This window comes from Bradyrhizobium sp. F1.13.3 (assembly GCF_040548265.1).
Classification (GTDB): domain Bacteria; phylum Pseudomonadota; class Alphaproteobacteria; order Rhizobiales; family Xanthobacteraceae; genus Bradyrhizobium.
Genome location: NZ_JBEPRI010000001.1, coordinates 315,825 through 339,760 on the forward strand (window position 1 = coordinate 315,825; position 23,936 = coordinate 339,760).

Annotated in this window: 25 protein-coding genes; 15 read left to right on the forward strand and 10 right to left on the reverse strand. The window is 64.7% G+C overall.

Annotated features, from left to right (window positions below; translation table 11 throughout):
* Positions 1-113 precede the first annotated feature (113 nt).
* The 11 genes from ABIB66_RS01495 to ABIB66_RS01545 all read left to right on the forward strand — a co-directional run bounded on the left by ABIB66_RS01495 (position 114) and on the right by ABIB66_RS01545 (position 9,574).
* On the forward strand, positions 114-884 hold the full coding sequence (locus ABIB66_RS01495; protein WP_354207099.1) for an alpha/beta fold hydrolase: 771 nt from the start codon (positions 114-116) through the stop codon (positions 882-884).
* 104 nt (positions 885-988) lie between these two features.
* Positions 989-1,855 (forward strand): phenylacetic acid degradation operon negative regulatory protein PaaX, encoded by an 867-nt coding sequence (paaX, locus tag ABIB66_RS01500; protein WP_354207097.1) that lies wholly within the window; start codon positions 989-991, stop codon positions 1,853-1,855.
* Positions 1,856-1,930: 75 nt separating this feature from the next.
* On the forward strand, positions 1,931-2,923 hold the full coding sequence (gene paaA / locus ABIB66_RS01505) for a 1,2-phenylacetyl-CoA epoxidase subunit PaaA (protein ID WP_354207095.1): 993 nt from the start codon (positions 1,931-1,933) through the stop codon (positions 2,921-2,923).
* 10 nt (positions 2,924-2,933) lie between these two features.
* Positions 2,934-3,221, forward strand: a complete 288-nt coding sequence (gene paaB, locus ABIB66_RS01510; protein WP_354207093.1) for a 1,2-phenylacetyl-CoA epoxidase subunit PaaB — start codon at positions 2,934-2,936, stop codon at positions 3,219-3,221.
* A complete protein-coding gene (gene paaC / locus ABIB66_RS01515; protein ID WP_354207091.1) occupies positions 3,221-3,997 on the forward strand; it encodes a 1,2-phenylacetyl-CoA epoxidase subunit PaaC in 777 nt (258 codons plus the stop codon). Before paaB ends, paaC begins: the two co-directional genes overlap by 1 nt.
* Positions 3,991-4,494 carry a 1,2-phenylacetyl-CoA epoxidase subunit PaaD gene (gene paaD / locus ABIB66_RS01520; protein ID WP_354254047.1) on the forward strand — a complete coding sequence of 168 codons (504 nt, stop codon included), beginning with the start codon at positions 3,991-3,993 and terminating at the stop codon, positions 4,492-4,494. Before paaC ends, paaD begins: the two co-directional genes overlap by 7 nt.
* Before the next feature lie 2 nt (positions 4,495-4,496).
* Complete coding sequence (paaE, locus tag ABIB66_RS01525; RefSeq protein WP_354207088.1) at positions 4,497-5,579, forward strand: 1,2-phenylacetyl-CoA epoxidase subunit PaaE; 1,083 nt, start codon at positions 4,497-4,499, stop codon at positions 5,577-5,579.
* Positions 5,580-5,634: 55 nt separating this feature from the next.
* Complete coding sequence (gene paaI, locus ABIB66_RS01530; RefSeq protein WP_354207086.1) at positions 5,635-6,084, forward strand: hydroxyphenylacetyl-CoA thioesterase PaaI; 450 nt, start codon at positions 5,635-5,637, stop codon at positions 6,082-6,084.
* 28 nt (positions 6,085-6,112) lie between these two features.
* Positions 6,113-7,444: a phenylacetate--CoA ligase PaaK gene (gene paaK / locus ABIB66_RS01535; protein ID WP_354207084.1), complete on the forward strand. Its 1,332-nt coding sequence runs from the start codon at positions 6,113-6,115 to the stop codon at positions 7,442-7,444.
* Positions 7,445-7,508: 64 nt separating this feature from the next.
* Positions 7,509-8,513, forward strand: a complete 1,005-nt coding sequence (locus tag ABIB66_RS01540) for a quinone oxidoreductase family protein (RefSeq protein WP_354254049.1) — start codon at positions 7,509-7,511, stop codon at positions 8,511-8,513.
* Positions 8,513-9,574 (forward strand): YeeE/YedE family protein, encoded by a 1,062-nt coding sequence (locus ABIB66_RS01545; protein ID WP_354207080.1) that lies wholly within the window; start codon positions 8,513-8,515, stop codon positions 9,572-9,574. The genes ABIB66_RS01540 and ABIB66_RS01545 overlap by 1 nt, the downstream gene beginning before the upstream one ends.
* Here ABIB66_RS01545 and ABIB66_RS01550 read toward each other — a convergent pair.
* A complete protein-coding gene (locus tag ABIB66_RS01550) occupies positions 9,553-10,467 on the reverse strand; it encodes a DMT family transporter (protein ID WP_275170516.1) in 915 nt (304 codons plus the stop codon). The two genes, ABIB66_RS01545 and ABIB66_RS01550, sit on opposite strands and share 22 nt — an antisense overlap.
* An 82-nt stretch (positions 10,468-10,549) precedes the next feature.
* Between ABIB66_RS01550 and pdxR the strand changes: the two genes are divergently transcribed.
* A complete protein-coding gene (gene pdxR / locus ABIB66_RS01555; protein ID WP_354207078.1) occupies positions 10,550-11,998 on the forward strand; it encodes a MocR-like pyridoxine biosynthesis transcription factor PdxR in 1,449 nt (482 codons plus the stop codon).
* A gap of 10 nt (positions 11,999-12,008) precedes the next feature.
* Here the strand turns inward: pdxR and ABIB66_RS01560 are convergent, their stop codons facing one another.
* From ABIB66_RS01560 to ABIB66_RS01580, 5 genes are read right to left on the reverse strand one after another with little or no spacing between them, the layout of a single operon-like run.
* The gene (locus ABIB66_RS01560) at positions 12,009-13,232 is read right to left on the reverse strand and encodes a bifunctional alpha/beta hydrolase/OsmC family protein (protein ID WP_275170518.1); all 1,224 of its coding nucleotides are present in this window, start codon (positions 13,230-13,232) and stop codon (positions 12,009-12,011) included.
* A gap of 25 nt (positions 13,233-13,257) precedes the next feature.
* Positions 13,258-13,920, reverse strand: a complete 663-nt coding sequence (locus ABIB66_RS01565; RefSeq protein ID WP_275170519.1) for a sulfite oxidase-like oxidoreductase — start codon at positions 13,918-13,920, stop codon at positions 13,258-13,260.
* Positions 13,921-13,923: 3 nt separating this feature from the next.
* Positions 13,924-15,246 carry an MFS transporter gene (locus ABIB66_RS01570; protein ID WP_354207075.1) on the reverse strand — a complete coding sequence of 441 codons (1,323 nt, stop codon included), beginning with the start codon at positions 15,244-15,246 and terminating at the stop codon, positions 13,924-13,926.
* Between the two features lie 33 nt (positions 15,247-15,279).
* The gene (locus tag ABIB66_RS01575) at positions 15,280-16,503 is read right to left on the reverse strand and encodes a cytochrome P450 (RefSeq protein ID WP_354207073.1); all 1,224 of its coding nucleotides are present in this window, start codon (positions 16,501-16,503) and stop codon (positions 15,280-15,282) included.
* Positions 16,504-16,559: 56 nt separating this feature from the next.
* A complete protein-coding gene (locus tag ABIB66_RS01580) occupies positions 16,560-16,769 on the reverse strand; it encodes a ferredoxin (protein ID WP_007607931.1) in 210 nt (69 codons plus the stop codon).
* A gap of 135 nt (positions 16,770-16,904) precedes the next feature.
* Between ABIB66_RS01580 and ABIB66_RS01585 the strand changes: the two genes are divergently transcribed.
* A complete protein-coding gene (locus ABIB66_RS01585; protein ID WP_354056465.1) occupies positions 16,905-17,552 on the forward strand; it encodes a TetR/AcrR family transcriptional regulator in 648 nt (215 codons plus the stop codon).
* Here ABIB66_RS01585 and ABIB66_RS01590 read toward each other — a convergent pair.
* From ABIB66_RS01590 to ABIB66_RS01605, 4 genes are all read right to left on the reverse strand, one after another.
* A complete protein-coding gene (locus tag ABIB66_RS01590; RefSeq protein ID WP_354207070.1) occupies positions 17,549-18,199 on the reverse strand; it encodes an aspartate/glutamate racemase family protein in 651 nt (216 codons plus the stop codon). The genes ABIB66_RS01585 and ABIB66_RS01590 overlap by 4 nt on opposite strands.
* A 63-nt stretch (positions 18,200-18,262) precedes the next feature.
* On the reverse strand, positions 18,263-19,276 hold the full coding sequence (locus ABIB66_RS01595) for an amino acid ABC transporter substrate-binding protein (protein ID WP_354056461.1): 1,014 nt from the start codon (positions 19,274-19,276) through the stop codon (positions 18,263-18,265).
* 12 nt (positions 19,277-19,288) lie between these two features.
* Entirely contained in the window at positions 19,289-20,638 is a 1,350-nt protein-coding gene (locus ABIB66_RS01600) for an aspartate aminotransferase family protein (RefSeq protein WP_354207068.1), read from the reverse strand.
* A 3-nt stretch (positions 20,639-20,641) separates the two neighbouring features.
* Positions 20,642-21,514: a MurR/RpiR family transcriptional regulator gene (locus tag ABIB66_RS01605; RefSeq protein ID WP_354207066.1), complete on the reverse strand. Its 873-nt coding sequence runs from the start codon at positions 21,512-21,514 to the stop codon at positions 20,642-20,644.
* Between the two features lie 86 nt (positions 21,515-21,600).
* Here ABIB66_RS01605 and ABIB66_RS01610 point away from each other — a divergent pair, with 86 nt between their 5' ends.
* Both ABIB66_RS01610 and ABIB66_RS01615 read left to right on the forward strand, forming a co-directional pair.
* Positions 21,601-22,788 carry an amino acid ABC transporter permease gene (locus ABIB66_RS01610; RefSeq protein ID WP_354207064.1) on the forward strand — a complete coding sequence of 396 codons (1,188 nt, stop codon included), beginning with the start codon at positions 21,601-21,603 and terminating at the stop codon, positions 22,786-22,788.
* Between the two features lie 2 nt (positions 22,789-22,790).
* The gene (locus ABIB66_RS01615; protein ID WP_354207062.1) at positions 22,791-23,897 is read left to right on the forward strand and encodes an amino acid ABC transporter permease; all 1,107 of its coding nucleotides are present in this window, start codon (positions 22,791-22,793) and stop codon (positions 23,895-23,897) included.
* Positions 23,898-23,936 lie beyond the last annotated feature (39 nt).

A 23,936-nucleotide genomic window follows, 5' to 3' on the forward strand; every position in this document is an offset into this window, starting at 1 on the left:
CTGATTCATGTTGCGTTGCGGAACGATCAAGAAGCCGGCGTGTTAGAATCCCATACCCATTTGCCGGCACACAACCCGGTGGCCTTTTCAGCAATCTCCCAAGGGGACCATTGATGACCGCTACTGCCCAGACGCTGAGCTCGCCGTCCCGCACCCTGATGTTCCTGGAAGGGCGCGCGATCCACGAGTTCGGCGCATTCCTCGGCGCGCTGCCGCTGCTCAGCCTTGCGCGGCGCGGCGATGGGCATCCGGTGCTGGTTCTGCCGGGCCTCGTGGCCTCCGACGGGTCCACGCGTGCACTGCGCACCTTTCTGTCCGGCAAGGGCTATGCGGTGAGCGGCTGGCGCCAGGGCCGCAACTATGGCCTGCGCGAGGGTGTGCAGAACGCGATGGTGGATCTGGTTCAGGAGCTCAGCGACGGGCACGGCCGCAAGGTCAGCCTGGTCGGCTGGAGCCTCGGCGGTCTCTACGCGCGCCAGCTCGCCAAGATGATGCCCGACCGCGTGCGCCAGGTGATCACGCTCGGCAGCCCCTTCGCCGGCAATCCGCATTCGACCAATGCCTGGCGCGTCTATGAATGGGCGAGCGGGCGGAAGTCCGACGAGGTCGATCCGCAGTTCGGCGGCGACCTCGCCTTCCCGCCGCCGGTGCCGACCACGGCGATCTTCAGCCGCACCGACGGTGTCTGCGCCTGGCAGGGCTGCATGGAGAAGTCGGGCGCGCAGACCGAGAGCATCGAGATCGAGAGCAGCCATTGCGGCATGGGCCATCACCCGGCTGCGGTCTATGCCGTCGCCGACCGCCTCGCGCAGAAGGAAGGCCAGTGGCGGCCCTTCGACCGCAGCGGCTGGCGCAGCGTGGTCTATCCCGATCCTCATCGGTAGGGCTTTTCTTCACCCCGACCCTCTCCTCGTAAGAACGGGGCGAGGGAGAAGACCGTCGCACCCGTCCATTGTCGCGCCCGCACCAAACGCGCTATGCCTCGCGCATGGCGCATCCGTTGTCCCGCATCATCGAGCAGCTCAAGCGCGAGCCGTCGCGCACCGGCTCTATCGTCATCACCGTGTTCGGCGATGCCATCGTGCCGCGTGGCGGTTCGGTATGGCTCGGCACGCTGCTGAAATTCTTCGAGAGCCTGGACATCGACAGCGGCGTGGTACGTACCGCGATGTCGCGGCTTGCCGCCGATGGCTGGCTGACGCGCGAAAAGGTCGGCCGCAATAGTTTCTACCGCTTAGCCGACAAGGGCCGCCAGATCTTCGAGGCCGCGACGCGCCATATCTACGATCCGCCGCCGTCCGACTGGACCGGCCGCTTCGAGCTGCTGCTGATCGGCAATGGCGAGGATCGCGACGCCTCGCGCGAGGCGCTGCGCAATGCCGGCTTCGGCAGCCCGCTGCCGGGCGTGTGGGTCGCCCCGTCAGGCGTGCCAGTGCCGGACGAGGCCGCGGGGGCCATCCGCCTGGAAGTCTCGGCCGAGGATGACAGCGGTCGCCGGCTACTCAGTGCGAGCTGGCCGCTGGATCGCACCGCCGACGCCTACCTCAAGTTCATGAAGACCTTCGAGCCGCTGCGCACCGCGATCGCGCGCGGCACGGAGCTGTCCGAGGCCGACGCCTTCACGGCGCGCATCCTCCTGATCCACCATTACCGCCGCGTGGTGCTGCGCGATCCGCTGCTGCCCGAAAGCCTGCTTCCGGCGAACTGGCCGGGTAAGGCCGCCCGCGCGCTGTGCGGCGACATCTATCGCGCCCTGCTTGCTCCATCGGAACAATGGCTTGATGGCCATGGAACGAATGAGAAGGGGCCATTGCTGCCGGCGCGGAAGCTGCTGGAAAGGCGATTCGCGGCTTGATCATTATGTTACAGAAATATCTTGCATGAGATAATTCTTGTTATATATTCTCTCTCAAAAAATGGGAGGACGCGCATGTATATCCAGGCGCTGAACACGACCGAGACCGATGATCGCGGTCTTGAGGACGCGGCCAAAGCTGCGCATTTCCAGGCGCGCATCGATGCCGAAGAGCGCATCGAGCCGAACGACTGGATGCCGGCGGCCTATCGCAAGACGCTGACCCGCCAGATTTCCCAGCACGCTCATTCCGAAATCGTCGGCATGCTGCCCGAAGGCAACTGGATCACGCGTGCGCCGTCCTTGCGTCGCAAGGCCGCGCTGCTCGCCAAGGTGCAGGACGAGTGCGGCCACGGCCTTTATCTCTATGCCGCGGCCGAGACGCTCGGCACTTCGCGCGAAGAGCTGGTCGACGCCATGCTCGCGGGCAAGGCAAAATATTCCTCGATCTTCAACTACCCGACGCTGACCTGGGCCGACATCGGCACCGTTGGCTGGCTGGTCGACGGCGCCGCGATCATGAACCAGATCCCGCTGTGTCGCTGCTCCTACGGTCCCTACGCGCGCGCGATGATCCGCGTCTGCAAGGAGGAGTCGTTCCACCAGCGCCAGGGCTATGAGATCATGCTGACGCTGTGCCGCGGCTCGGACGAGCAGAAGGCGATGGCGCAGGATGCCCTGGACAGGTGGTGGTGGCCGGTGCTGATGATGTTCGGACCGCCCGATGCCACCAGCCAGCACAGCGACACCTCGACGAAATGGAAGATCAAGCGCTTCTCCAATGACGAGCTGCGCCAGAAATTCGTCGATGCCACCGTGCCGCAGGCGCAATATCTCGGCCTCACCATTCCCGATCCCGGCATGATTCAGGATGCGGACGGGCACTGGCGTTACAGCGAGATCGACTGGACCGAGTTCAAGCAGGTGCTCGCCGGCAACGGCCCGTGCAACCGTGACCGGATGGCTGCGCGCCGCAAAGCGCATGACGAAGGCGCCTGGGTACGCGAGGCGGCCGAGGCCTATGCCGCAAAGCGCGCGCAGCGTCGAACTGCACAAGCGGCAGAGTAGGGAGATCGCGATGGCCACGCCGAACACGCCGCTGTGGGAAGTCTTCATTCGCAGCCGCAACGGGCTCGCGCACAAGCATGTCGGCTCGCTGCATGCGAGCGACGCCACGATGGCCTTGCAGGCCGCCCGCGATATCTACACCCGTCGCGGCGAGGGTCTTTCGATCTGGGTCGTGCAGTCGACGGCGATCACCGCAAGCGATCCCGCGGACAAGGGCATGATGTTCGAGCCGGCGGAATCGAAGATCTACCGGCATCCGACGTTTTACGAAGTGCCAGACGAAGTGGGGCACATGTGATGCCCGCCGCGAACATCCAGGTCTCAGAGACGCCGCTGGTGCTCTACGCATTGCGCCGCGCCGACGACGCACTGATCCTTGGACACAGGCTGTCGGAATGGTGCGGACATGCGCCAATGCTGGAAGAGGACATGGCGCTCTCCAACATCGCGCTCGACCTCATCGGCCAAGCCCGCGAACTCTACACCTACGCAGCCAAAGCCGAAGGCAAGGACAACAACGAGGACAGGTTCGCGTACCTGCGCGACGTCAGGCAGTACCGCAATCTGCTGCTGGTCGAGCAGCCCAATGGCGACTTTGCCCAGACGCTGGTGCGGCAGTTCTTCTATTCCGCCTTCGCCGATCTCTACTGGCGCGCCATGATGATCTCGCGCGATACGACGCTCGCTGCGATTGCCGCCAAGTCGGAGAAGGAGAGCGCCTATCACCTTCGCCATGCCTCGGAGTGGATCATCCGGCTCGGCGATGGTACGGATGAGAGCCACGCCCGCGCGCAGGCCGCGATCGATCATCTCTGGGCCTTCACCGGTGAGATGTTTGCCGTCGATGGAGGCGAGCGCCCCCTGATCCATGCCGATATCGCCGTCGATCCCGGAAGCTTGCGCGGTCGCTGGCTGACGACGCTCTCGGGTGTCGTCAGTGAAGCCACGCTCGAGTTGCCGCAGACCGGCTGGATGCAGCAAGGCGGTCGTTCCGGGCGGCACAGCGAGCATCTTGGCCATCTTCTGTCCGAGCTGCAGTCGATGCAGCGCACTTTCCCGGGGCAGACATGGTGACGGTGCTGGAGCCCCATAGCGAACTGCGCCAACGGGCCTGGGATGCCGCGGCGAGCGTGGTCGATCTCGAAATCCCGGTTTTGACCATCGCCGATCTCGGCGTGCTCCGTGATGTCGTGCTCGACGGCGATCACGTCGAGGTCGCGATCACCCCGACCTATTCGGGCTGCCCGGCCATGAACATGATCGCGTTGGAAATCGAGGTCGCGCTGGAGCGCGCAGGTTTCCGCACGCCAAAGGTCCGCACCGTGCTGTCGCCGGCCTGGACCACCGACTGGATGAGCGAAGAGGGCCGCCGCAAGCTTCACGCCTACGGCATTGCGCCGCCGCAGGCTTCGAATTCACGCCGCGCGCTGTTCGGCGAGCAGGCTGTTACGTGCCCGCAATGCGGCTCGGCGAATACCGAGTTGTTGTCCGAATTCGGCTCCACCTCGTGCAAGGCTCTCTGGCGCTGCAGGACCTGCCGCGAACCCTTCGATTATTTTAAGTGTCATTGATCATGTCAGCAGCCGCACCACGCTTCCATCGCCTGGCCGTCAACGACCTCCGCCGCGAGGCGTCGGACGCCATATCGCTGACATTTGCCATCCCGACCGAGCTAGCGACCGACTACGCCTTCACGCCCGGCCAATACCTCACACTCCGCACCATGCTCGATGGCGAGGAAGTGCGCCGCTCCTATTCGATCTGCTCCGGCCCCGACGACGGCGAGATACGCATCGCCGTCAAGAAGGTTGATGGTGGCGCGTTTTCGAGCTGGGCGGCGGACGATCTGAAGTGCGGCGACGCGCTGGACGTGATGACGCCCACGGGACGCTTCGGCGTGATCCCGCCGGCCGGCGCCGGCCGCATCCATGTCGGCTTTGCCGCGGGCTCCGGCATCACGCCGATCCTGTCGATCGTCAAGGGTACGCTTGCGCGCGAACCGGATAGCCACTTCTTCCTGTTCTACGGCAATCGCACGACCGACAACATCATGTTCCTCGAGGCGCTTGAAGAGCTCAAGGACCGTTTCATCGACCGCCTCTCGATCTTCCACGTCATCTCCGGCGAGGAACAGGACATTCCGATCCTGCACGGCCGGCTCGACGGCGACAAGGTGAGGGTGCTGCTGCGCTCGCTGGTACCGGCGGAAAGCGTCGATCACGTCTTCATCTGCGGTCCGTCTGGCATGAGCGAGGACATCGAGGCGACCTGCCGAGATCTCGGCATCGCGGAAGAACGTATCCACGTCGAACGGTTTGTCTCCGAATTCGGTGGCAAGCCGCGGCCGAAGAAGATCGTTGCGCCGGACGCGCCGCCGAAAGCGATCGCGTCGCTGATCATCGACGGCAAGCGCCGCGACGTGCCGGTCGCCGAGGACGAGGCGATCCTCGATGCCGCACTGCGCGCCGGAATCGATCTGCCGTTCGCCTGCAAGGGCGGCATGTGCTCGACCTGCCGCGCCAAACTGGTGGAAGGTGAGGCGCCGATGGACATCAACTACTCGCTGGAACCCTGGGAGCTGAAGGCCGGCTTTGTCCTGACCTGTCAGGCGAAACCATCGTCGGAGCGGGTCGTGGTCGACTACGACCACGTTTGACAGCTTGAGCCAGGCAGCACAACATCGTGTGCAAACAATCGGACGGGAGAAGCGCGTGAACGTCAAGGCCGCCTTGTCGCCCGAGGGTGTTGCCCGCGCCTGCGCCGATGCGATGTGGGCGGAGGACGATGCCTCCAAAGCACTAGGCATGGAGATCGCCGAGATCGGCCCTGGCTATGCGACGCTCGCTATGATCGTACGGCCGGACATGGTCAACGGCCAGCGCATCGCTCACGGCGGCTTCATCTTCACGCTCGCCGATTCCGCCTTCGCTTTCGCGTGCAACTCGCATAACGACCGCGTCGTGGCGGCGCAGGGCCAGATCACCTTCATCAAGCCCGGCAAGCTCGGCGATCGACTCGTCGCAAAGGCGCGGGAGGTTACGCGTGGCGGCCGCTCCGGCATCTATGACGTGCGCGTCACTGCCGGCGATACAGTCATCGCCGAATTCCGCGGGCATTCGCGGGTTATTTCCGGCAATTGGCTGCCGGCGCAGGACCAATAAAGAAAAGCAATGATACGGGGAAACGAGGATGGCTCTGACGAGGCTCAAGGAAGGTGGCGACACCTATAAGGCCGAGCTGGATGCGCACGAGCGCGCATCGCGCGACGAGATCATAGCGCTGCAGGTGCAGCGGCTGGCCTGGTCGCTGAAGCACGCCTACGACAACGTCGCTCATTATCGCAAGGCCTTTGACGGGGCCGGTGTGCACCCGTCGGACTTTCGAGAGCTCTCGGATCTTGCAAAATTTCCGTTCACCGTGAAGACGGATTTGCGCGACAACTATCCCTTCAACATGTTTGCCGTGCCCCGTGAAAAACTGGTGCGCGTGCATGCGTCCTCCGGCACGACGGGCAAGCCGATCGTGGTGGGTTATACGCAACGCGACATCGACACATGGTCGGACGTGATGGCGCGCTCGATCCGCGCCGCCGGCGGACGGACCGGAATGATTATCCACAATGCCTATGGCTACGGTCTCTTCACGGGCGGGTTAGGGGTGCACTATGGCGCCGAAAAGCTCGGCTGCACGGTGGTGCCGATCTCAGGAGGCATGACCGAGCGGCAGGTGCAGCTCATCAACGATTTCCAGCCCGACATCATCACCGTGACGCCGAGCTACATGCTGGCGATCCTCGACGAGTTCAAGCGCCAGAAGCTCGATCCGCGCCAGTGCTCGCTCAAGGTCGGCATTTTCGGCGCCGAGCCCTGGACCAATGCGATGCGCGGCGAGATCGAGGACGCCTTCGACATGGACGCGACCGACATCTATGGCCTCTCCGAAGTGATCGGCCCCGGCGTCGCCCAGGAATGCATCGAGAGCAAGGACGGACTGCACATCTGGGAAGACCATTTCTATCCTGAAGTGATCGACCCCGATACAGGTGCGGTGCTGCCCGACAGGGAAAAGGGCGAACTGGTCTTTACCTCGCTCACCAAGGAAGCCTTTCCCGTGATCCGCTATCGCACCCGCGATCTCACGCGCCTGTTGCCGGGCACGGCGCGGCCGGGCATGCGGCGGATGGAGAAGGTGACGGGGCGCTCAGACGACATGATCATCCTGCGCGGCGTCAACCTGTTCCCGACCCAGATCGAGGAGGTTCTGCTCGCCACCGACTGGTGCGGGGGCCATTTCATTCTGGAACTGACCCGCGAAGGACGCATGGACGAGTTGACCATCATTGCTGAGGCGCGGCCGGAGAGTTGGGATGGCCGGGGCCTTCTCGACCATGCGAGCCGGATATCGACTCACATCAAGAACACCATCGGCATCAGCTCCAGGGTGAGCGTGGTTGCGCCGGCCACGCTGGAACGCTCGCTCGGCAAGGCCAAGCGGCTCTTCGACAAGCGGCCGAAGGATTGAGTTGACGGATTGACTCGACCGTCCCCAAAGGCGACAAGGCCCGCGAGAAATCGCGGGTCTTTCCATGTCAACAGCCGTTCCCAAAGCCGTCGACGCGCGCTGCGTGCGCCTCAATGTCAAGGCCGAGAATGCGGCTGCGATTGCACCGGTGGTTGAGCGTCAGACGCTCGCTCGCGGCCCTAGCGATCTTCTGATCGAGGTCAGGGCCGCTGCCGTCAATCCCTCCGACGTCAAGGCCGCAACCGGGCTGATGCCCTACGCCGTGTTTCCGCGCACGCCGGGTCGCGATTACGCCGGCGTCGTGATCGACGGGCCGGCCGGTACCATCGGACGCGAGGAGTTCGGCTCCTCCGGCGATCTCGGCATCCGTCGCGACGGCACTCACGCCAGCCATCTCGTCGTTGAATCCGACGCGGTGGTCGATAAGCCGAAGACCGTGTCCTGGGAGGAGGCCGCCGGCATCGGCGTGCCCTTTGTCACCGCGATGGAGGGGTTTCGCCGCGCCGGTGTGCCGAAGAGCGGCGAGAGCGTTCTCGTGTTCGGCGTCAATGGCAAGGTCGGTCAAGCTGCGGTGCAGATCGCGACCTGGCAGGGCGCGCGCGTCATCGGCGTGGTGCGCAAGGCGGAACCTTATGAGGGCCATGCCAACGCGTCCATCGAGGTGATCGACGCTTCCGCGACCGATGTCGCCACGCGCGTGCGCGAGTTGACCGATGGTAAAGGCGCCGACATCGTCTTCAACACGGTCGGCGATCCCTATTTCCAGGCGGCGCACAAGTCGCTCGCGCTTCGCGGCCGCCAGATCCTGATCGCCGCGATCGACCGCATCGTGCAGTTCAACATCCTCGAATTCTATCGCGGGCAACATACCTATGTCGGCATCGACACGCTAGGCCTCTCGTCGATCGCGACAGGCGCAGTGCTGCGTGACCTCGGCCCGGGCTTCGCGAGCGGGCACCTGAAACCGTTCCCGATCAAGGCGAACGCCGTCTATCCGCTCGAACGCGCGAAGGAGGCCTATGTCGCCGTTGCCGGCTCGTCGCGGGATCGCGTGATCCTGAAGCCTTGATGACGGAATCGTCCACCCAACTCGTCATCCTGGCCGGCCTCGTCATTGGCCTGGTTTACGGCGCCGTCGGCCTGCTCAGCGGCTTCTGCCTGATGAGCAGCATGCGCGGCTGGCTGTCGAAGGGGGACGGGCGGCTGGTACGCACCTATGCGTTGGCGATCGCGGTTGCGGTCGCAGCGAGCCAATTCCTCGCCGGCTACGGCATGGTCGATCTCGGCAAGTCGATCTACCTTCAACAATCCTTTTCGGTGCCGGTGCTGTTTCTCGGCGGGCTTCTGTTCGGATACGGCATGGTGCTGTCGAACGGCTGCGGTTCGCGCGCGCTGGTGCTGCTCGGTCGCGGCAATCTGCGCTCCTTCGTCGTGGTGGTCGTGCTCGCCATCGCCGCGCAGATGACGCTCAAAGGCCTGATCGCGCCGGCGCGCATCGCGCTGGTCCAGGCCTCGCAAACCACGGTCAACATAAATTCGCTGCCGTCGCTGTTGGCGACGTTCGGGCCGGCTGAAGCGGTTTCGCGCGCGCTGGCTGCTGCCGTCATCGTCGTCGTGCTGATCCTGTTTGCTTTCGCGCACCCGGCGTTCCGGCGCTCGCCCGGCCAGATTGCGGCCGGTGTCATCGTCGGTCTCCTGGTCGCCGGCGGCTGGCTCGTCACTGGCTATCTCGGCGCGGATGACTTCAACCCCGTCCCAGTGACCTCGCTCACCTTCATCGCGCCGATCGCAGACAGCCTGCAATATGCCATGCTCTCGACCGGCCTGACGCTGAATTTCGGCATCGCGACAGTTGGCGGCGTCTTCGTTGGCAGTCTGGTCACCGCGCTTGCGACCGGTCGTTTCCATCTCGAAGGCTATTCATCGCCACGCCACATGCTGCGATCGGCGGCTGGTGCCGCGCTGATGGGCATCGGCGGCGTGATGGCCTTCGGCTGTTCGATCGGGCAGGGGCTCACTGGCGTATCGACGCTCGCGCTCGGCTCGTTCGTCGCACTTGCCGGCATCCTGCTCGGCACGACGGCGGGCTTGCGCGGGATGCTGCGCGTTCAGCCCTTCGCGATAGCCTGACCACGCAGTAGGCGATCGCCGAGCGTTGCGAGACCGATCCCGGTGACGATCAGCGCCGCCGCGACGACAAGACTCATGTTGATCGGCTCGCCCAGCAGGATCGCGGCGCTGGCGATGCCGACGAGCGGTGTTGCGGTGGTGCCGAGCGAGGTCGTCAGGGCCGAGATACTCTTGTTCACCATCGACATCGCCCAATAGGCCAGCACCGTCCCGATCAGCCCGGAATACAGGAACAGCAGGACGAGCCTCCACGACCACTCCACCCGCGGCAGGCCCTCCGCGATGGTCGCGCTCACTGACAGCACGATAGTCGCCACCAGCACCTGCCAGATCAGAAGCTGGAGCGGCGAGGCGATCCAGCGATGCGCGCGAATATAGATGATGTTCCCGGCCCAGGAGATTGCGGCCAGGATAACCATGCCGGCGCCGAGCACGACATTGGTATTGGCCCAGTCGATCGAGGCCGGGTTCAGGATGACGATCAGGCCGATCAGCCCCAGCAGTGCGCCGGTGAGCTTCGGCGGCGTCAAAGTGTCCTTCCCGAGCAGGGGCGCGGCGATCGCGACCCAGAGCGGTGTGGTGTAGCCGAGCACGACGCCCTTGCTTGCGGGCAGGAAGCGCAGACCCGAAGCAACCAGAACCGAAAACAGCGTCATGTGCAGCAGTGCAACGCTTAGGACGACCGGAATGTCACGCCGGTCCGGGATCACTAGATTGTTGCTGAGCCCGAGGATCACGAACAATCCAGCCAGCGCGATCCAGCTCCGGATCGTCGCGCTCCACAGCGGCGGCACGAACTGCACCAGTTGCTTCGTCACCGACCAGTTCACGCCCCAAGCCAGCACGACGATGAGGAACAGGCCAACGGCCGCGCGGGGGGAAAGAGAGTTCATCTCGGAGGTCCTTGAAGCAATCCGGTCCTGCGGATAGCTTCTATCTGGCACCTTAAGAAGTGCCAGATCGGAAAGGATTAAGGTGCCAGTTCCGGAAAGCCTGATCTCCGCCCAGATCGACCTGAACCGAGCCGACGAGGAGGGGCTGGTGGCTCAACTGACGAGCCAGCTCCGCAGCTTGATCGCGAGCGGCCGTCTCGTCAAAGGCCGCACGCTGCCCTCGAGCCGCCGGCTTGCGAGCGATCTCGGCGTCTCGCGCAACACCGTGACCTATGCGTTCGAGCAGCTCGCCGCCGAGGGATATCTCGAAACGTCGCACGGCCGCCGTCCGATAGTCACGGTCGACGGCGGCGAGCGCGTCGCAGAGGGGGGCGCCGTCGCATCTCGCATGCGCCTTGGCAAGCCGCGGCTTTCGCCCTGGGCTTCGAGCCTCACGCAGACCGACTGGCCGATGTCCTATCAGGCGCGACTAAGACCCTTGCGTCCCGGGCCCGGCGATTTCAGGGAGTTTCCAAACGAGGTCTGGGCGCGCTGCCTGCGCCGCAGCGCTGTGCGCGCGGCCAAGCGCGAGTTCGGACCGGTCAACCGGACGCGCCTGCGCGAGGCATTGGCGCATTATCTCGCGACCAGCAGGGGCGTGCGCGCGACGGCGGATCAGATCCTCATTCTGCCGAGCGCGCAGGCTGCGTTGACCTTGATTGCGGCAGCCGTCATCACCCCCGGCGACGACGTTTGGGTCGAGGATCCCGGCTATCCTGGCGCCGCGGCCGCCTTCCGTGCGTCCGGTGCGCGCGTGATCGGGATGAGGTTGGACGAGCAGGGCATGCAGCGGATTCCGGGACTGGCGGCCCCGACATTGATCTTCATGACGCCGTCGCACCAGCACCCGACCGGCCGCCTGATGTCGCTCTCGCGCCGCACGGAGTTTCTTGGCCTGAGCAGGCCCGGCAAGACCTGGATCGTGGAGGACGATTACGACGGCGAATTCCACTATGACAGCCGGCCGGTGCCGGCCTTGCAGGGACTCGATGCCCATGGCCGCGTATTCTATGTCGGCACGTTCTCCAAGGCCATGACCTCGGACATCCGCCTCGGCTATCTCGTCGTTCCGCCGGCACTGGTCAACATCCTCGAGATCGTACAGCGGCACATCGGACTGATCGCCGCGAGCCACATCCAGGAAGCACTGGCCGAGTTCATCGCTGACGGGCATTTCCTGGCGCATCTGCGCCGGATGCGCCGGATCTATCACGCCCGCCGCGATCACCTCGTGGAGGGATTGGAGCGCCATTTGGGCGACGTTCTCGCTGCCGAAGTGCCCCCGGGCGGCCTCCAGCTCGTCGCCCGCCTCAAGCGCGGCCGCGCCGATCAGGCGGCGGTCAAGCGGTTGGTCGAAGCGGGCGTTGAAACGCGTGCCCTGTCCGGCTTGGCACTGGGCAGGCCGCGCGATCACGGCCTGCTGCTCGGCTTCGCGGCTTGGCGCGAGAGCGAGATCACCGCGGCGGTGCGGACGATGGCGTCCTGCTTCTAGCGCCAGCGCGCTATTCCACGGCCTTGGTCACGATGCGGATTTCCGACGTCAGCGTGCGGTGCACGGGGCACTTGTCGGCGATCTCCATCAATTTCTTGCGCTGCTCGGCATCGAGCGCGCCGTCCATCGCGATGTCGCGCTCGATCTGGTCGAGCATGCCATCGCGCGTCTCGCACTCCGCGCAGTCTTTTGCGTAGATCTTCGAATGTTTCAGCGAGACGATGACACGATCGAGCGGCAGCGACTTGCGGTCGGCATAGAGGCGCATGGTCATGGAGGTACAGGCCCCGAGGCCAGCGAGCAGGAGATCGTAGGGACCAGGGCCGGCATCCTCGCCGCCGGCGGCGACCGGCTCGTCCGCGACCAGACGGTGCGGTCCGACGCTGACGACCTGGTTGAACTTGCTCTTGCGGGTCTCCTGCACCACGACCCGGCGCGGTGCCTCGGGGAGATCCATCGCCTTCGCAGGTTTTGCCGTGTCGATGTACCGGCTTGCCCAGGCCACGATGACGTCGGCTGCGTAGAGTGCGTCGGCCGGCTTGGTGAGGAGATGATCGGCATGATCGAGCGAGACGAAGCTCTTGGGATGCCGGGCGGAGACGAAGAGCTTCGTCGCATTGTCGATGCCGACGGTATCGTCGACCGGCGAATGCATGACCAACAGCGCCTTGTGCAGGGCGGTGATGTCCTTCATCAGCTCCTGCTCGGCGATATCGTCGAGGAATTCGCGCTTGATCCGGAACGGGCGCCCCGCAAGCGAGACTTCGACCTCACCCTGCGTGCGAATGTCGTCGAGATGCTCTTTGAACAGGCCGGTGACGTGGGCGGGATCGGATGGTGCGGCAATGGTCACAACCGCCTTGGCTTCCGGGATTTGTCCTGCTGCCGCAAGGATCGCGGCGCCGCCGAGGCTGTGACCGATCAGGATCGACGGCGCCTTGAGGACGCTGCGCAGATGATCGGCGGCGCGCACGAGATCGGCCACGTTGGAGGAAAACGTCGAATTGGCGAAATCCCCCTCGCTGGAGCCGAGCCCGGTGAAGTCGAAGCGCAGCACTGCGATGCCCTTGGCGGCGAGCGCGACCGAGATGCGTTTGGCGGCCAGCGTGTCCTTGCCGCAGGTGAAGCAATGCGCGAACAGTGCGAAGGCCGCGGGCTCGCCGTCGGGTAGCTCCAGCGCGGCCGAAAGTTGATGGCCGCCTCCGCCAGTGAATTGAAAGCGCTCTGTCGGCATGAGCTTCCCCCGTCCTTGCTTGAACCTAGTCGTCCGAATAGCGTTGCTCTGTCCAGGGATCGCCACGGTTATGATAGCCACGGACTTCCCAGAAGCCCGGCGCGTCCTCGGTCAGGAATTCGATGGCCTGGAGCCATTTGGCGCTCTTCCAGAAATACAGATGCGGCACGACCAGCCGCACCGGGCCGCCATGTTCGGCCGATAGTGGCTCACCCGACCAGCTATGGGCGAGCAATGCATCCTCGGCGGCGAAATCGTCCAGCGTGAGGTTGGTGGTGTAGCCGTCATGGGAGTGCAGCACGATGAAGCGCGCGTCCTCGCGCGGCTGGCAGGCCGCGAGCAGCTCGCGGGTCGCGAGCCCCTCCCACTCATTGTCGTAACGCGACCAGGTGGTGACGCAGTGGATGTCGGAGGTGAACTGCGCCTGTTTCTGGGCGGCGAACTCGGCAAAGGTCCAGAACACGGGGTTCTCGATCGCGCCGTAGACGTCGAGCCGCCAGCGCTCGCGCGTAACCGGCGGCACGACCCCGAGATCGAGCACCGGCCAATCTTTTGTCAGATGCTGGCCGGGCGGCAGGCGCTGATCTTCCGGGCGCGTGATCTTGCCGGTCAAAAAGCGGCCTTCGCGCGCCCATTTTTCCTTAGTGCGCGTCAGCTTGCTGTCGGGGGGCTCGTTGTCCTCGGCCATCGGCTACTCGTGTCGGTGCATCGCGGAGGCGTGCTTGGTGTCGCGCATGGTGGAATAGATGATCAGTGACAGGCAGATGATGCCGGCGAGATAGTAGTAGAACCACTCCTCATGCCCGATGCTCTTGAAATAGAGCGCGATCGCCGGCGCCGTGCCGCCGAACAGCGAGACGGTGATAGCATAGGGCAGGCCGACGCCGAGGGCGCGGACATTGGTCGGGAACAGCTCGGCCTTCACCACGGCGTTGATCGAAGTGTAACCGGCGACGAACAGCCAGGCGGCGCAGATCAGGATGAACGCGATGAAAGGCGACTTGGTCTCCTTCAGCGTCATCAGCAGCGGCACGGTTGCGAGCGTGCCGGCGACGCCGAAGAAGATCAGCAACGGCTTGCGGCCGATCCTGTCGGAGATGGCGCCATAGATCGGCTGCAGGATGGTCGCGAAGATCAGCGTGCCGAAGATCACGAAAGTGGTCTGGTCTTCGGTCAACCCCACCGAAAGCTTGACGAAGGTCTGCATGTAGGTGGTGAAGGTGTAGAACGCCGCGGTGCCGCCCGCGGTCAGGCCGACCACCAGGAGCAGCTCGCGGGGATAGCGCAGCAAATTGGTGAGCGAGCCGGTCGGCTTCACCACCTTCCTGGCTTCTTCGAAGGCCTCGGTCTCGTGCAAGCCGCGCCGCATCACGGCGGCAAAGATCGCGAGCGCCGCACCGATCGCAAACGGGATGCGCCAGCCCCAGGCTCTCAGTTCCTCCGGCGTGAGGAAGATCTTTTGCAGAAGCAGAAGGACGATGATCGCGGTGAGCTGGCCGCCGATCAGGGTGACGTATTGGAAGCTCGAATAGAAGCCGCGGTGCTTGGGGTCGGCGACCTCGCTGAGGTAGGTGGCGCTGGCGCCGTATTCGCCGCCGAGACTCAAGCCTTCGATGACGCGGGCGAGCGCCAGGATCACCGGCGCGGCGAAGCCGATCGTGGCGTAGGTCGGCGTCAACGCGATGATCAGCGAGCCGAAGCACATGAAGACGACCGACAGCGTCAGCGAGATGCGCCGCCCGTAATGATCGGCGATATAGCCGAACAGCCAGCCGCCCAGGGGCCGCATCAGGAAGGTCGCCGCGAATACGACGGCGACATTCAACTGCTGGACGACAGGGTCGTTGCCGGGAAAGAAGGCGGGTGCGAAATAGAGCGCAAAGGCGGTGTAGGCGTAAAAGTCGTACCACTCGACGAGATTGCCGATCGAGCCAATGAAGATCGCCTTGATCCGGCGCTTGGCGTCGGCAACGTCAATGTGGTCGGAGGCCGGTCGGATTATTTGCTCAGTCACGTCCGGCCTCTCCGTATCGCTCTTTGGAGAGGTCTACATCGCCTTTCCGAGCAAAAATGGCAACTGGCGGGGGCCTCTGACGGTTCCCTGTGACCAGGTCACCGTGCCTGCCGGATCGAGGGCGAAGTCCGGAATTCGCTTCAGCCATTCCTCCAGCGCAACCTGCATCTCCATGCGCGCAAGGTTCGAGCCGACGCAGCGGTGGATGCCGAGGCCGAAGGCGGCGTGGCGGTTCTCGCGGCGGTCAATCACGACCTTGTCAGCATCCGGAAACATTTTCGGGTCACGGTTGGCGGCCGGGAAGGACAGCAGCACCATGTTGCCCGTCTTGACCGGGCAGCCTGAGACCGTGGTCTCCTTGACCACTTCGCGCGCCATCGTCACCGGCGAATAGGCGCGCAGCAGTTCCTCCACCGCGGTCGGGATCAGCTCGGGCTCGGCAATCAGGCGCTCGCGGTCGGTGGGCGTCCGGGCAAGGTGCCAGAGCGAGGAGCCGATCGCGCTCCAGGTGGTGTCGATGCCGGCAATCAGGAGCAGGCGCAGCGAGCCCAGCACATGCGAATCCTCGAGCGGATTGCCGTCCTTGTCCCGGGCATTCATCAGATAGGAAATGAGGTCGTCGGTTGGCTTGTTCTTGCGCGCCTCGATATGGGCGCTGAAATAGACGGTCATCTCCTGCACCGCCTGAAGCAGCGTGTTTTCGTCCTTGATGCCTAGTTCCAGGATCATGTGGATCCAGCGGATAAAGAGATCGCTGTCTGTCTCGGGGATGCCGAGCATGTGTGCGATCGCGCGAACCGGAATGTGCTTGGTGTAGCGCTCTGCCGCGTCCAGTCGGACTTCAGTGATGAAGCCGTCGATCAACTCGTTGCAGATCGCGCGCACCCGCGGCTCCAGCTTCTTCATCGCGTCCGGCGTAAACGGCGGCAGCAGCAATTGCTTGGCCGGCTTGTGCACGGGCGGATCGGACGTGATCGGCGGGGCGGAGTTTCTGCTGGTGATCTCCGGCCGAACGTCTCGGACGATGATGCGACGCGAGGAGAAATGCTCGCTGTCGTTGGCGATCTCGCGCACGGCCTCATAGGTCGTCGGCATGTAACAACCGAGGAAGCGCTCGGTGTGCACGACCGGGCTTGCGGCGCGCAGATCGTCCCAGATCGGGAAGGGATCTTCCGTCCATTGCGGATCGGTGTGGTCGAAATCATGGACCCAGTCGGTCACGGGCGGATGGGCGGCGGGCTGGCTGACGTCGGACATCTCGAAATCCCTTGGGGCTCTGTTCGCGGAAGGCTCGCGGGGCGGCAGCGGCTGCGCTACTCCTCGATCACGTCGATTGCGATTTCCGGACAATTGGATTTGGCAAGCCAGGCCTTGTCTTCGAGGCCGGGTGGGACCGTGCCGTCGCCGGCTTCGTGGGCGTTGCCGTATTCGTCGAGCTCGAACAGCTCCGGCGCCAGCGCCTTGCAGCGCGCGTGTCCCTGGCATTTGTCGGGATCGACGTGAACCCTCAGTCGCTCTGTCATGGCGGCTCCCTCGGTCGTGTGCGCTCCGACCCGAAGGCGGCGCGCGCTCCCATCTGAGCTTTTGTTCAAGTTATAGGCTATTACATTCGCGGCAGGCTTCCCCTGTCAAGCGCAAACTTATAGGCTCTGCGCAACATGCGTTCACAACTTGCCCGCAAGCCCGAGAATACCTACCACCATGGCGATCTCCGCGACGCCTTGATCAAGGCCGCGCTGCGCGAAGCCGAGCAGGGCGGGACGGAGGCGATCAGCATCAAGGCGCTTGCGAAGCAGCTGGGCGTCTCGCAGCCGGCGCCCTACCGGCATTTCGCCGATCGCGAGGCGTTGCTTGCGGCGGTGACGGCGGAGGCGTTCCGGCAACTCAGCGCGCTTCTGCGTGCGGCGATGGCAAAGCCATCGAAGCGGTCGAAGCTGTCGCTGCTGGCGCAGGCGACGCTGGATTTCGGACTACGCCGGAATGGCATCTATCGCCTGATGTTCGCCTCGCGCACGGTGTCGTGCGCGGCGAAAGGCAGCGAGCTGCACGAAGCGACCCGCGAAACGTTTGCGCTCGTGATCGAGGCCCTGGAAGCTCCGGCAGTCGATTACCTGCGCGAGCGGCAGGCGCTCAAGATCTGGGCGGCGCTGCACGGCGTGGTGATGCTGGCCGAGCAGGGCCTATTCACCGGCGAGGCGGCCCATGCCACGCGCGAGGACCTGGTCGAGGATTTTGTCAGCGAAACGAAGGCAGCGCTTGCGGCGGCGATCAAGGGCGCGCGGCGCCGGAACAAGGCCGGCGCTTAGGTCTTCGCTTTCAGCAACTTCATCAGCTTCTCGACGGCGCTGTCAGGCGTGGTCACCACAGGGCGGCCGGTAGCTTCTGCCACGAGAGGCGCAGTTGCCGCGATGCTGAACTGCGCGAGCGCGATGACGTCGCAATCGCGCAAATCGCGTGAGGCTTCCACGATCAGCCGGTCATGCGTAGCGCGGTCGCCGCGGTCGAGCGCCGCCAGCGCTCCTTCAGCAAGTTTCGGCACGACCTGGACAGAGGAAGGAAACTCCGGCGGCATCGAGGCCAGCGTCGGCGCGAAGGTCGAGAGCAGGCCGACGCGCCGGCCCATCGTCACCGCCCGTTCAATCATGGCTTCGTTCGGCTTGAGCACCGGCATCGGCGCATGCGCGCGCGCAACCGCCTCGATGCAGGGACCGAAGGCCGAGCAGGTGAACAGGATCGCATTCGCGCCTGTCGCCGCGGCGTAGCGACCGAGCGCAAGAAAGCGCTCGGTCATGGCATCATTGAGCTTGCCGTCACGCGCCAGGTCCGCCGACAGGCTGTCATCGAGCAGGTTCATCAACCGCGCTTCCGGCCACGCCTTTGCGAACGCAGCCTCGATCGGAGCGATGGAATGCTTGAGGGCGTGGATCAGCGCGATGCGAGGAGACGTCGTCATTGAACGTTACCTGATACAAGGTCGGGTGTCCCGGACGCAGCGCGTCCGGGACACCCAAAGCGTTTACTTGAAGGGCACGGCGTACATCAAGCCGCCCTTGCTCCAGAGGCCGTTGAGGCCGCGCTCGAGCTTCAGCGGGCTCGCCTTGCCGACATTGCGCTCGTAGATCTCGCCGTAATTGCCGGTGGCCTTGAGGGCCGTGACCAGCCATTTATTGTCGAGCCCGAGCCGCGAGCCGAGATCGCCGGAGGCACCGAGCAGGCGCTGGATCGCGGGCGTCTGCGACTTCGCCATCTCGTCGACATTGCCCTGTGTGACGCCAAGCTCTTCGGCCTCGATCAAGCCGTAATGCAGCCAGGTGATGATGTCGCTCCAGACCTCGTCGCCATTGCGGGTGAAGGGGCCGAGCGGCTCCTTGCTGATGGTCTGCGGCAGTACGACGTAGTCGGCCGCGTTCGGCGCCGCGGTCGTGACGGCGCCAGCAAGCGCGGAAGCGTCCTGGGTCATGGCATCGCAACGGCCGCCGAAGAAGGTCTGGTACATGGTGTCGACGCGGTCGAACACCAGCGGCTTCCAGTCGATGCCGTTGGCGCGGCCGTAATCGCCGAGCGTGACCTCATGCGTGGTGCCCTGGGCGACGCAGACGGTGGCGCCCTTGAGATCCCTAATCTCCTTCACGCCGAGGTCCTTCTTCACGACAAAGCCCTGGCCGTCGTAGAAGTTGACCGGTCCCTGCCGCAGGCCCAGCGTGACACCGCGCAGATAGGTCTGCGTCGAGTTGCGGTAGAGCACGTCGATCTCGCCGGACTGGAGCGCGGTGAAGCGGTTCTGCGCGGTCAGCGAGACGTAACGCACCTTGCTGGCATCGCCGAGCACGCCGGCGGCGAGCGCGCGGCAATAATCGACGTCGAGACCCTTGTAGTTGCCTTGCGAATCCGGCGCGGAGAAGCCGGCAAAACCGGCGCTGACGCCGCATATCAGCGTGCCGCGACTCTTCACAGTGTCGAGCGTTGCCGCCGATGCGACCACCGTCGATGCCGCGAGCACGCCGGCTACGATAACCACTTTCCTCATCATGCTATTCTCCCCTCAGTGATTGACACTACGCAATACGTTGTCGACGGCGGTGCCCAGCTTGTCGACGATCAGGTCGATCTCGTCCGGCGAAGCGATATAGGGCGGCGCCAGCAGCACGTGGTCGCCGCGGATGCCGTCCACGGTGCCGCCGCCGGGATAGCAGCCGAGACCGTTGGCGAAGGCCTCCGCCTTGATCTTCTGGTTCAGCTTCAGCGCGGGATCGAACGAGGTCCGGCTGGCGCGATCGGCGACGAGCTCGATCGCCCAGAACAGGCCGCGGCCCCTGATGTCGCCGACATGGCGGTGATTGCCGAAGCGCTCTGTGAGCCGCTGCTCGAGCTGCTTGCCGCGCTCCTTGACCCGGTCGAGCAGGCCGTCCTCGCGGATCACGTCCTGCACCGCGAGCGCAGCAGCGCAAGCGAGAGGGTGCGCCAGATAGGTGTGGCCGTGCAGGAAGGCGCCCGAACCTGCGCGGATTGTGTTGATGATCCTGCCGCTTGCGAGCATCGCGCCGATCGGCTGGTAGCCGCCGCCGAGGCCCTTGGCAATCGCCTGGATGTCGGGCGCCACGCCTTCCTGCTCCCAGGCGTGCGTGGTGCCGGTGCGGCCCATGCCGCACATGACCTCGTCGAGGATGAGCAGGGCGCCGTGTCGGTCGCAGATCTCGCGCATCGCCCTGAAATAGCCGTCCGGTGCCGTCACGGCACCTGCGGTGGCGCCGACGACGGGCTCTGCGAGGAACGCGGCGACCGTACTCGGACCGAGGCGCTGAAACTCGGCTTCGAGCTCGGCTGCAAGCCGGGCGACGAATTGCGCATCGGATTCGCCCTCGTGCTTCTCGTGATAGGCAAAGGCGGGAGTCACGTGGCTGAAGGCATCGGAGAGCAGCGGCGCATAGGGCGCGCGGCGCCAGGCATTGCCGCCCGCCGCGAGCGCGCCGAGCGTATTGCCGTGATAGCTCTGCCGCCGCGCGATGAAGTGCTGCCGCTGCGGCTCGCCGCGCTCGATGAAAAACTGCCGCGCGAGCTTGATGCTGGCCTCAATCGCTTCTGATCCGCCGCTGACGAAATAGGCGTAGGCGAGGCCACCGGGCTCATGGCCGACCAGCCTCTCGGCCAGCGCCTCCGCCGGCTCGGACGAGAAGAAGGCTGTGTGGGCATAAGCGAGGGTCGAAGCCTGCTTCGTGATCGCTGCGATCACGCGCGGATGCTGGTGGCCGAGACAGGAGACCGCAGCTCCGCCGGATGCGTCGATGATGCGCCGCCCGTCCTCGGCGAAGAGGTAGACGCCTTCGCCACCGATCGCCTTGGGCGGCGTTTCGCGCAGCGAACGATGCAGCACGCGGCTGGTGCGAGCGGCCATGGGTCAACCTTTCTCTGAAACGTAAGTTGAAGCCGCGGCCAGCCGCGCCTCGGTATTCTCCAGGCGCTTCTTCGCGGCCGTGCCGCCGAGCGAAAACGTCACGGCGGCCAGCGATTGCGCGATCGCAATGGCGCCGGTGAGGCTCGGGAAAAAGCCGGGCGAGGAGGCCGCCTCGAACAGCAGCACGTGGTCGGCGCCTTCAGCCATGGGGGCCGAAAGGCTATCGGCGATCGCGATCAGGGCCGCGCCGGCACGATAAGCGGCCTGCGCAACCCGGACGCTCGCATGGGTGTAGGGCATGAAGCCGATGACGATGACGGCCTCGCCGGGCCGGAACGCGCCGAGGTCGAGATCGTCGGGGCCGGAGGCGCCGACGAGTTGCACCTGTTCGGGACGAAACAGCCGGAGCTCGTAGTTCAGCAGTTCCGCGACGCTGCGGCAGCTCCGATAGCCGGTGATCCAGATCCGTTTTGCGTCGTGGAGCGCGCGCGCCGCCTCCGCAATTGGCTGGGCCGGGATGCGCGGAAGGCCGGCGGCCTCGGCCTCGAGTTTTTCGGTGACGAGCGCGACATCGGCGTTCGGGCCGTGGCGGCGGCTCCTGGCGCGGCCGGAGAAAGGCGCTATCTGCGAGGGCCGCCGCGCCTCCGTCAGTGCGGCGCGCAATTCATCCCAGCCCGAATAGCCGATCGCCTTGGCAAGCCGCGTGAACGCGGCGGGATCGGCGCCGGCCACCGCTGCGAGATCGCGCATCGAACGCGTAGTGGCGTCGTAATCGTTCGCCGCGACGAACCGCCCAACCTCCTGCAACCGCATCGGAAGCGATGGCAATGCAATGCGCAGTTCGCTCAGGGGCGAGGATTTCGCGGGCTCGGCCATGAAACATTTGTTGCACGAAGTAGAGTTTGGTGCAACAGTTGACGTACGCCGCCGGAAATCGCCGTTTCGAGAAGGATTTTTGTGCTGTGACGTCAGACGCTCCGAGACCGCCGCCGCGCCGCCGCTTCTTCGGCGCTTTCGGACGGCGCGAGCTGAAAGGCCTGTTTTGGCAGGCCGTGGTGGTCGGGATCGCAGTCGCGGTCATCGTCTTCCTCTGGTCCAACACGGTGACCAATCTCTCCGCGCGCCGCATCACGACCGGATTTGCCTTCCTCGGCCGTGAGGCCGGCATGCCCATCGCCGACAGTCTGCTCGCCTACAATCCGAGAGACTCATATCTCTGGGCCTTCGTCGTCGGCATCGCCAACACCCTGCGCGTCGCCGTGATCGGAATCGTGCTTGCAACCATCCTGGGCACGGTGATCGGCATCTCGCGGCTGTCGGCCAACTGGCTGCTGTCGCGGCTCGCCGCAGTGTATGTCGAAACGCTCCGCGACATCCCGCTGCTGCTCCAGCTCCTGTTCTGGTACGTGCTGATGCAGGCGCTGCCGGCCGCGCGCGCGGCATGGCGGCCGATCGAGGGCGTGTTTCTGTCCAATCGCGGGTTGATTTTGCCGGCGATTCCGATCGGGACGCCGCAGCTTTGGGTGCTCGGCACGCCAGTGCTCGGGTTTGTCGCGGTCTATGTCATCCGGCGGAGGCTCATCGCGCAGCAAATGCGCGACGGCAAGCCGCGGCCGGCCTGGCCTTTTGTACTCGGGCTGCTCGTTGTGCTGCCTGCGGCGGTGTCCGTGTTGCTCGGCGTGTCCTGGACGATCGAATGGCCTGGGTTGCGCGGCTTCAACTTCGTCGGTGGGCTGACGCTCGCGCCGGAATATTTTGCGTTACTGATCGCGCTCGTCACCTACACCTCGGCCTTCATCGCCGAGATCGTGCGCAGCGGCATCCAGTCGGTGCCGCGTGGGCAGTGGGATGCCGCCAACGCGCTCGGACTGCGCCGCAGCTTCATGCTGCGGCAGATCATCCTGCCGCAGGCGCTGCGCGTGATCGTGCCGCCGATGACGAGCCAGTACCTCAACCTGACCAAGAACTCTTCGCTCGCGGTGGCGATCGGCTATCAGGACGTGGTCTCGATCGCCAACACGACATTGAACCAGACCGGGCAGGCGATCGAGGCCATTGCTTTGATCATGGCGGTGTTTCTCACCATCAGCCTCGGCATCAGCTTTTTCATGAACTGGTACAATTCGCGCATCGCGCTGGTGGAGCGCTGACCATGACGGCGATCGCCGACATTCCGGAAGCACCGCGCGCGGCCCGCCGCCCGCAGATCGGCAACCCGGTGCTGCGTTGGCTGCGCACGAATCTGTTCTCGTCGATCCCGAACGGCATCCTTTCGGTCGTATTGCTGGCAGTGCTCGCAAAGGGCATCTTCAGCTTCATGCAGTGGGGCATCGCCAATGCGGTCTGGCTCACTCCGGCGAATGATTCCAGCGCCTGCCGCGCGGTACGCGGCGTCGGTGCATGCTGGGCGATCATCCCCGAGAAATACCGCTTCATCCTGTTTGGCACCTATCCGTTCGACGAGCAGTGGCGGCCGGCGCTGGCGGTGCTGCTCTTCATTGCCCTGTTCTATCTCTCCAGCCGCCGCGCCCTATGGCGGCGCGAACTGGCCTATCTCTGGATTGGAGCGCTCGCGCTGATCAGCATGCTGATGTGGGGCGGCATATTCGGCTTATCGTTCGTCTCGCAGGACCGTTGGGGCGGCTTGCCGGTGACGCTGATCCTGGCGACCTTTGGTCTGGCGTTCGGATTCCCGCTCGGCATCCTGGTCGCACTCGGCCGGCGTTCAAAACTGCCGGCGATCCGCTCGCTCAGCGTGCTCTATGTCGAGCTGATCCGCGGCGTGCCGCTGGTCAGTCTGCTGTTCATGGCGAGCGTGATGTTTCCGCTGTTCATGCCGAACGGATTCAACATCGACAAACTCCTGCGCGCGCAGGTCGCGATCATCCTGTTCGCGGGTGCTTATCTTGCCGAAGTCATTCGCGGCGGCCTCCAGGCCGTCCCCCGCGGCCAATACGAGGCCGCCGACGCGCTCGGCCTATCCTACTGGCGCAAGAACCGGCTGATCGTCCTGCCGCAGGCGATCCGCCACGTCATCCCGCCGCTGGTCAACACTTTCATCGCCTTCTTCAAGGACACCAGCCTCGTCCTGATCATCGGGATCTTCGACCTGCTGACGACGGCCAAGACCGCGATCATCGATCCGGCGTGGCAGCAATTCTCCGTCGAAGTCTACATCTTCGTCGCCGCCATTTATTTTGTCTTCTGCTTCGCGATGTCGCGGTACAGCCGCAGCCTGGAGGCGACGAGCGGAAGGTGATGCTTCTTCACCTCGCCCCGCTTGCGGGGAGAGGTCGAT

Bases quoted from the DNA above. Each gene is read 5' to 3' on its own strand.
- ABIB66_RS01495 (WP_354207099.1), top strand. From the start codon at position 114: ATGACCGCTACTGCCCAGACGCTGAGCTCGCCGTCCCGCACCCTGATG.
- paaX (WP_354207097.1), top strand. From the start codon at position 989: ATGGCGCATCCGTTGTCCCGCATCATCGAGCAGCTCAAGCGCGAGCCG.
- paaA (WP_354207095.1), top strand. From the start codon at position 1,931: ATGTATATCCAGGCGCTGAACACGACCGAGACCGATGATCGCGGTCTT.
- paaB (WP_354207093.1), top strand. From the start codon at position 2,934: ATGGCCACGCCGAACACGCCGCTGTGGGAAGTCTTCATTCGCAGCCGC.
- paaC (WP_354207091.1), top strand. From the start codon at position 3,221: ATGCCCGCCGCGAACATCCAGGTCTCAGAGACGCCGCTGGTGCTCTAC.
- paaD (WP_354254047.1), top strand. From the start codon at position 3,991: ATGGTGACGGTGCTGGAGCCCCATAGCGAACTGCGCCAACGGGCCTGG.
- paaE (WP_354207088.1), top strand. From the start codon at position 4,497: ATGTCAGCAGCCGCACCACGCTTCCATCGCCTGGCCGTCAACGACCTC.
- paaK (WP_354207084.1), top strand. From the start codon at position 6,113: ATGGCTCTGACGAGGCTCAAGGAAGGTGGCGACACCTATAAGGCCGAG.
- ABIB66_RS01540 (WP_354254049.1), top strand. From the start codon at position 7,509: ATGTCAACAGCCGTTCCCAAAGCCGTCGACGCGCGCTGCGTGCGCCTC.
- ABIB66_RS01545 (WP_354207080.1), top strand. From the start codon at position 8,513: ATGACGGAATCGTCCACCCAACTCGTCATCCTGGCCGGCCTCGTCATT.
- ABIB66_RS01550 (WP_275170516.1), bottom strand. From the start codon at position 10,467: ATGAACTCTCTTTCCCCCCGCGCGGCCGTTGGCCTGTTCCTCATCGTC.
- ABIB66_RS01560 (WP_275170518.1), bottom strand. From the start codon at position 13,232: ATGCCGACAGAGCGCTTTCAATTCACTGGCGGAGGCGGCCATCAACTT.
- ABIB66_RS01565 (WP_275170519.1), bottom strand. From the start codon at position 13,920: ATGGCCGAGGACAACGAGCCCCCCGACAGCAAGCTGACGCGCACTAAG.
- ABIB66_RS01575 (WP_354207073.1), bottom strand. From the start codon at position 16,503: ATGTCCGACGTCAGCCAGCCCGCCGCCCATCCGCCCGTGACCGACTGG.
- ABIB66_RS01580 (WP_007607931.1), bottom strand. From the start codon at position 16,769: ATGACAGAGCGACTGAGGGTTCACGTCGATCCCGACAAATGCCAGGGA.
- ABIB66_RS01585 (WP_354056465.1), top strand. From the start codon at position 16,905: ATGCGTTCACAACTTGCCCGCAAGCCCGAGAATACCTACCACCATGGC.
- ABIB66_RS01590 (WP_354207070.1), bottom strand. From the start codon at position 18,199: ATGACGACGTCTCCTCGCATCGCGCTGATCCACGCCCTCAAGCATTCC.
- ABIB66_RS01595 (WP_354056461.1), bottom strand. From the start codon at position 19,276: ATGATGAGGAAAGTGGTTATCGTAGCCGGCGTGCTCGCGGCATCGACG.
- ABIB66_RS01600 (WP_354207068.1), bottom strand. From the start codon at position 20,638: ATGGCCGCTCGCACCAGCCGCGTGCTGCATCGTTCGCTGCGCGAAACG.
- ABIB66_RS01605 (WP_354207066.1), bottom strand. From the start codon at position 21,514: ATGGCCGAGCCCGCGAAATCCTCGCCCCTGAGCGAACTGCGCATTGCA.
- ABIB66_RS01615 (WP_354207062.1), top strand. From the start codon at position 22,791: ATGACGGCGATCGCCGACATTCCGGAAGCACCGCGCGCGGCCCGCCGC.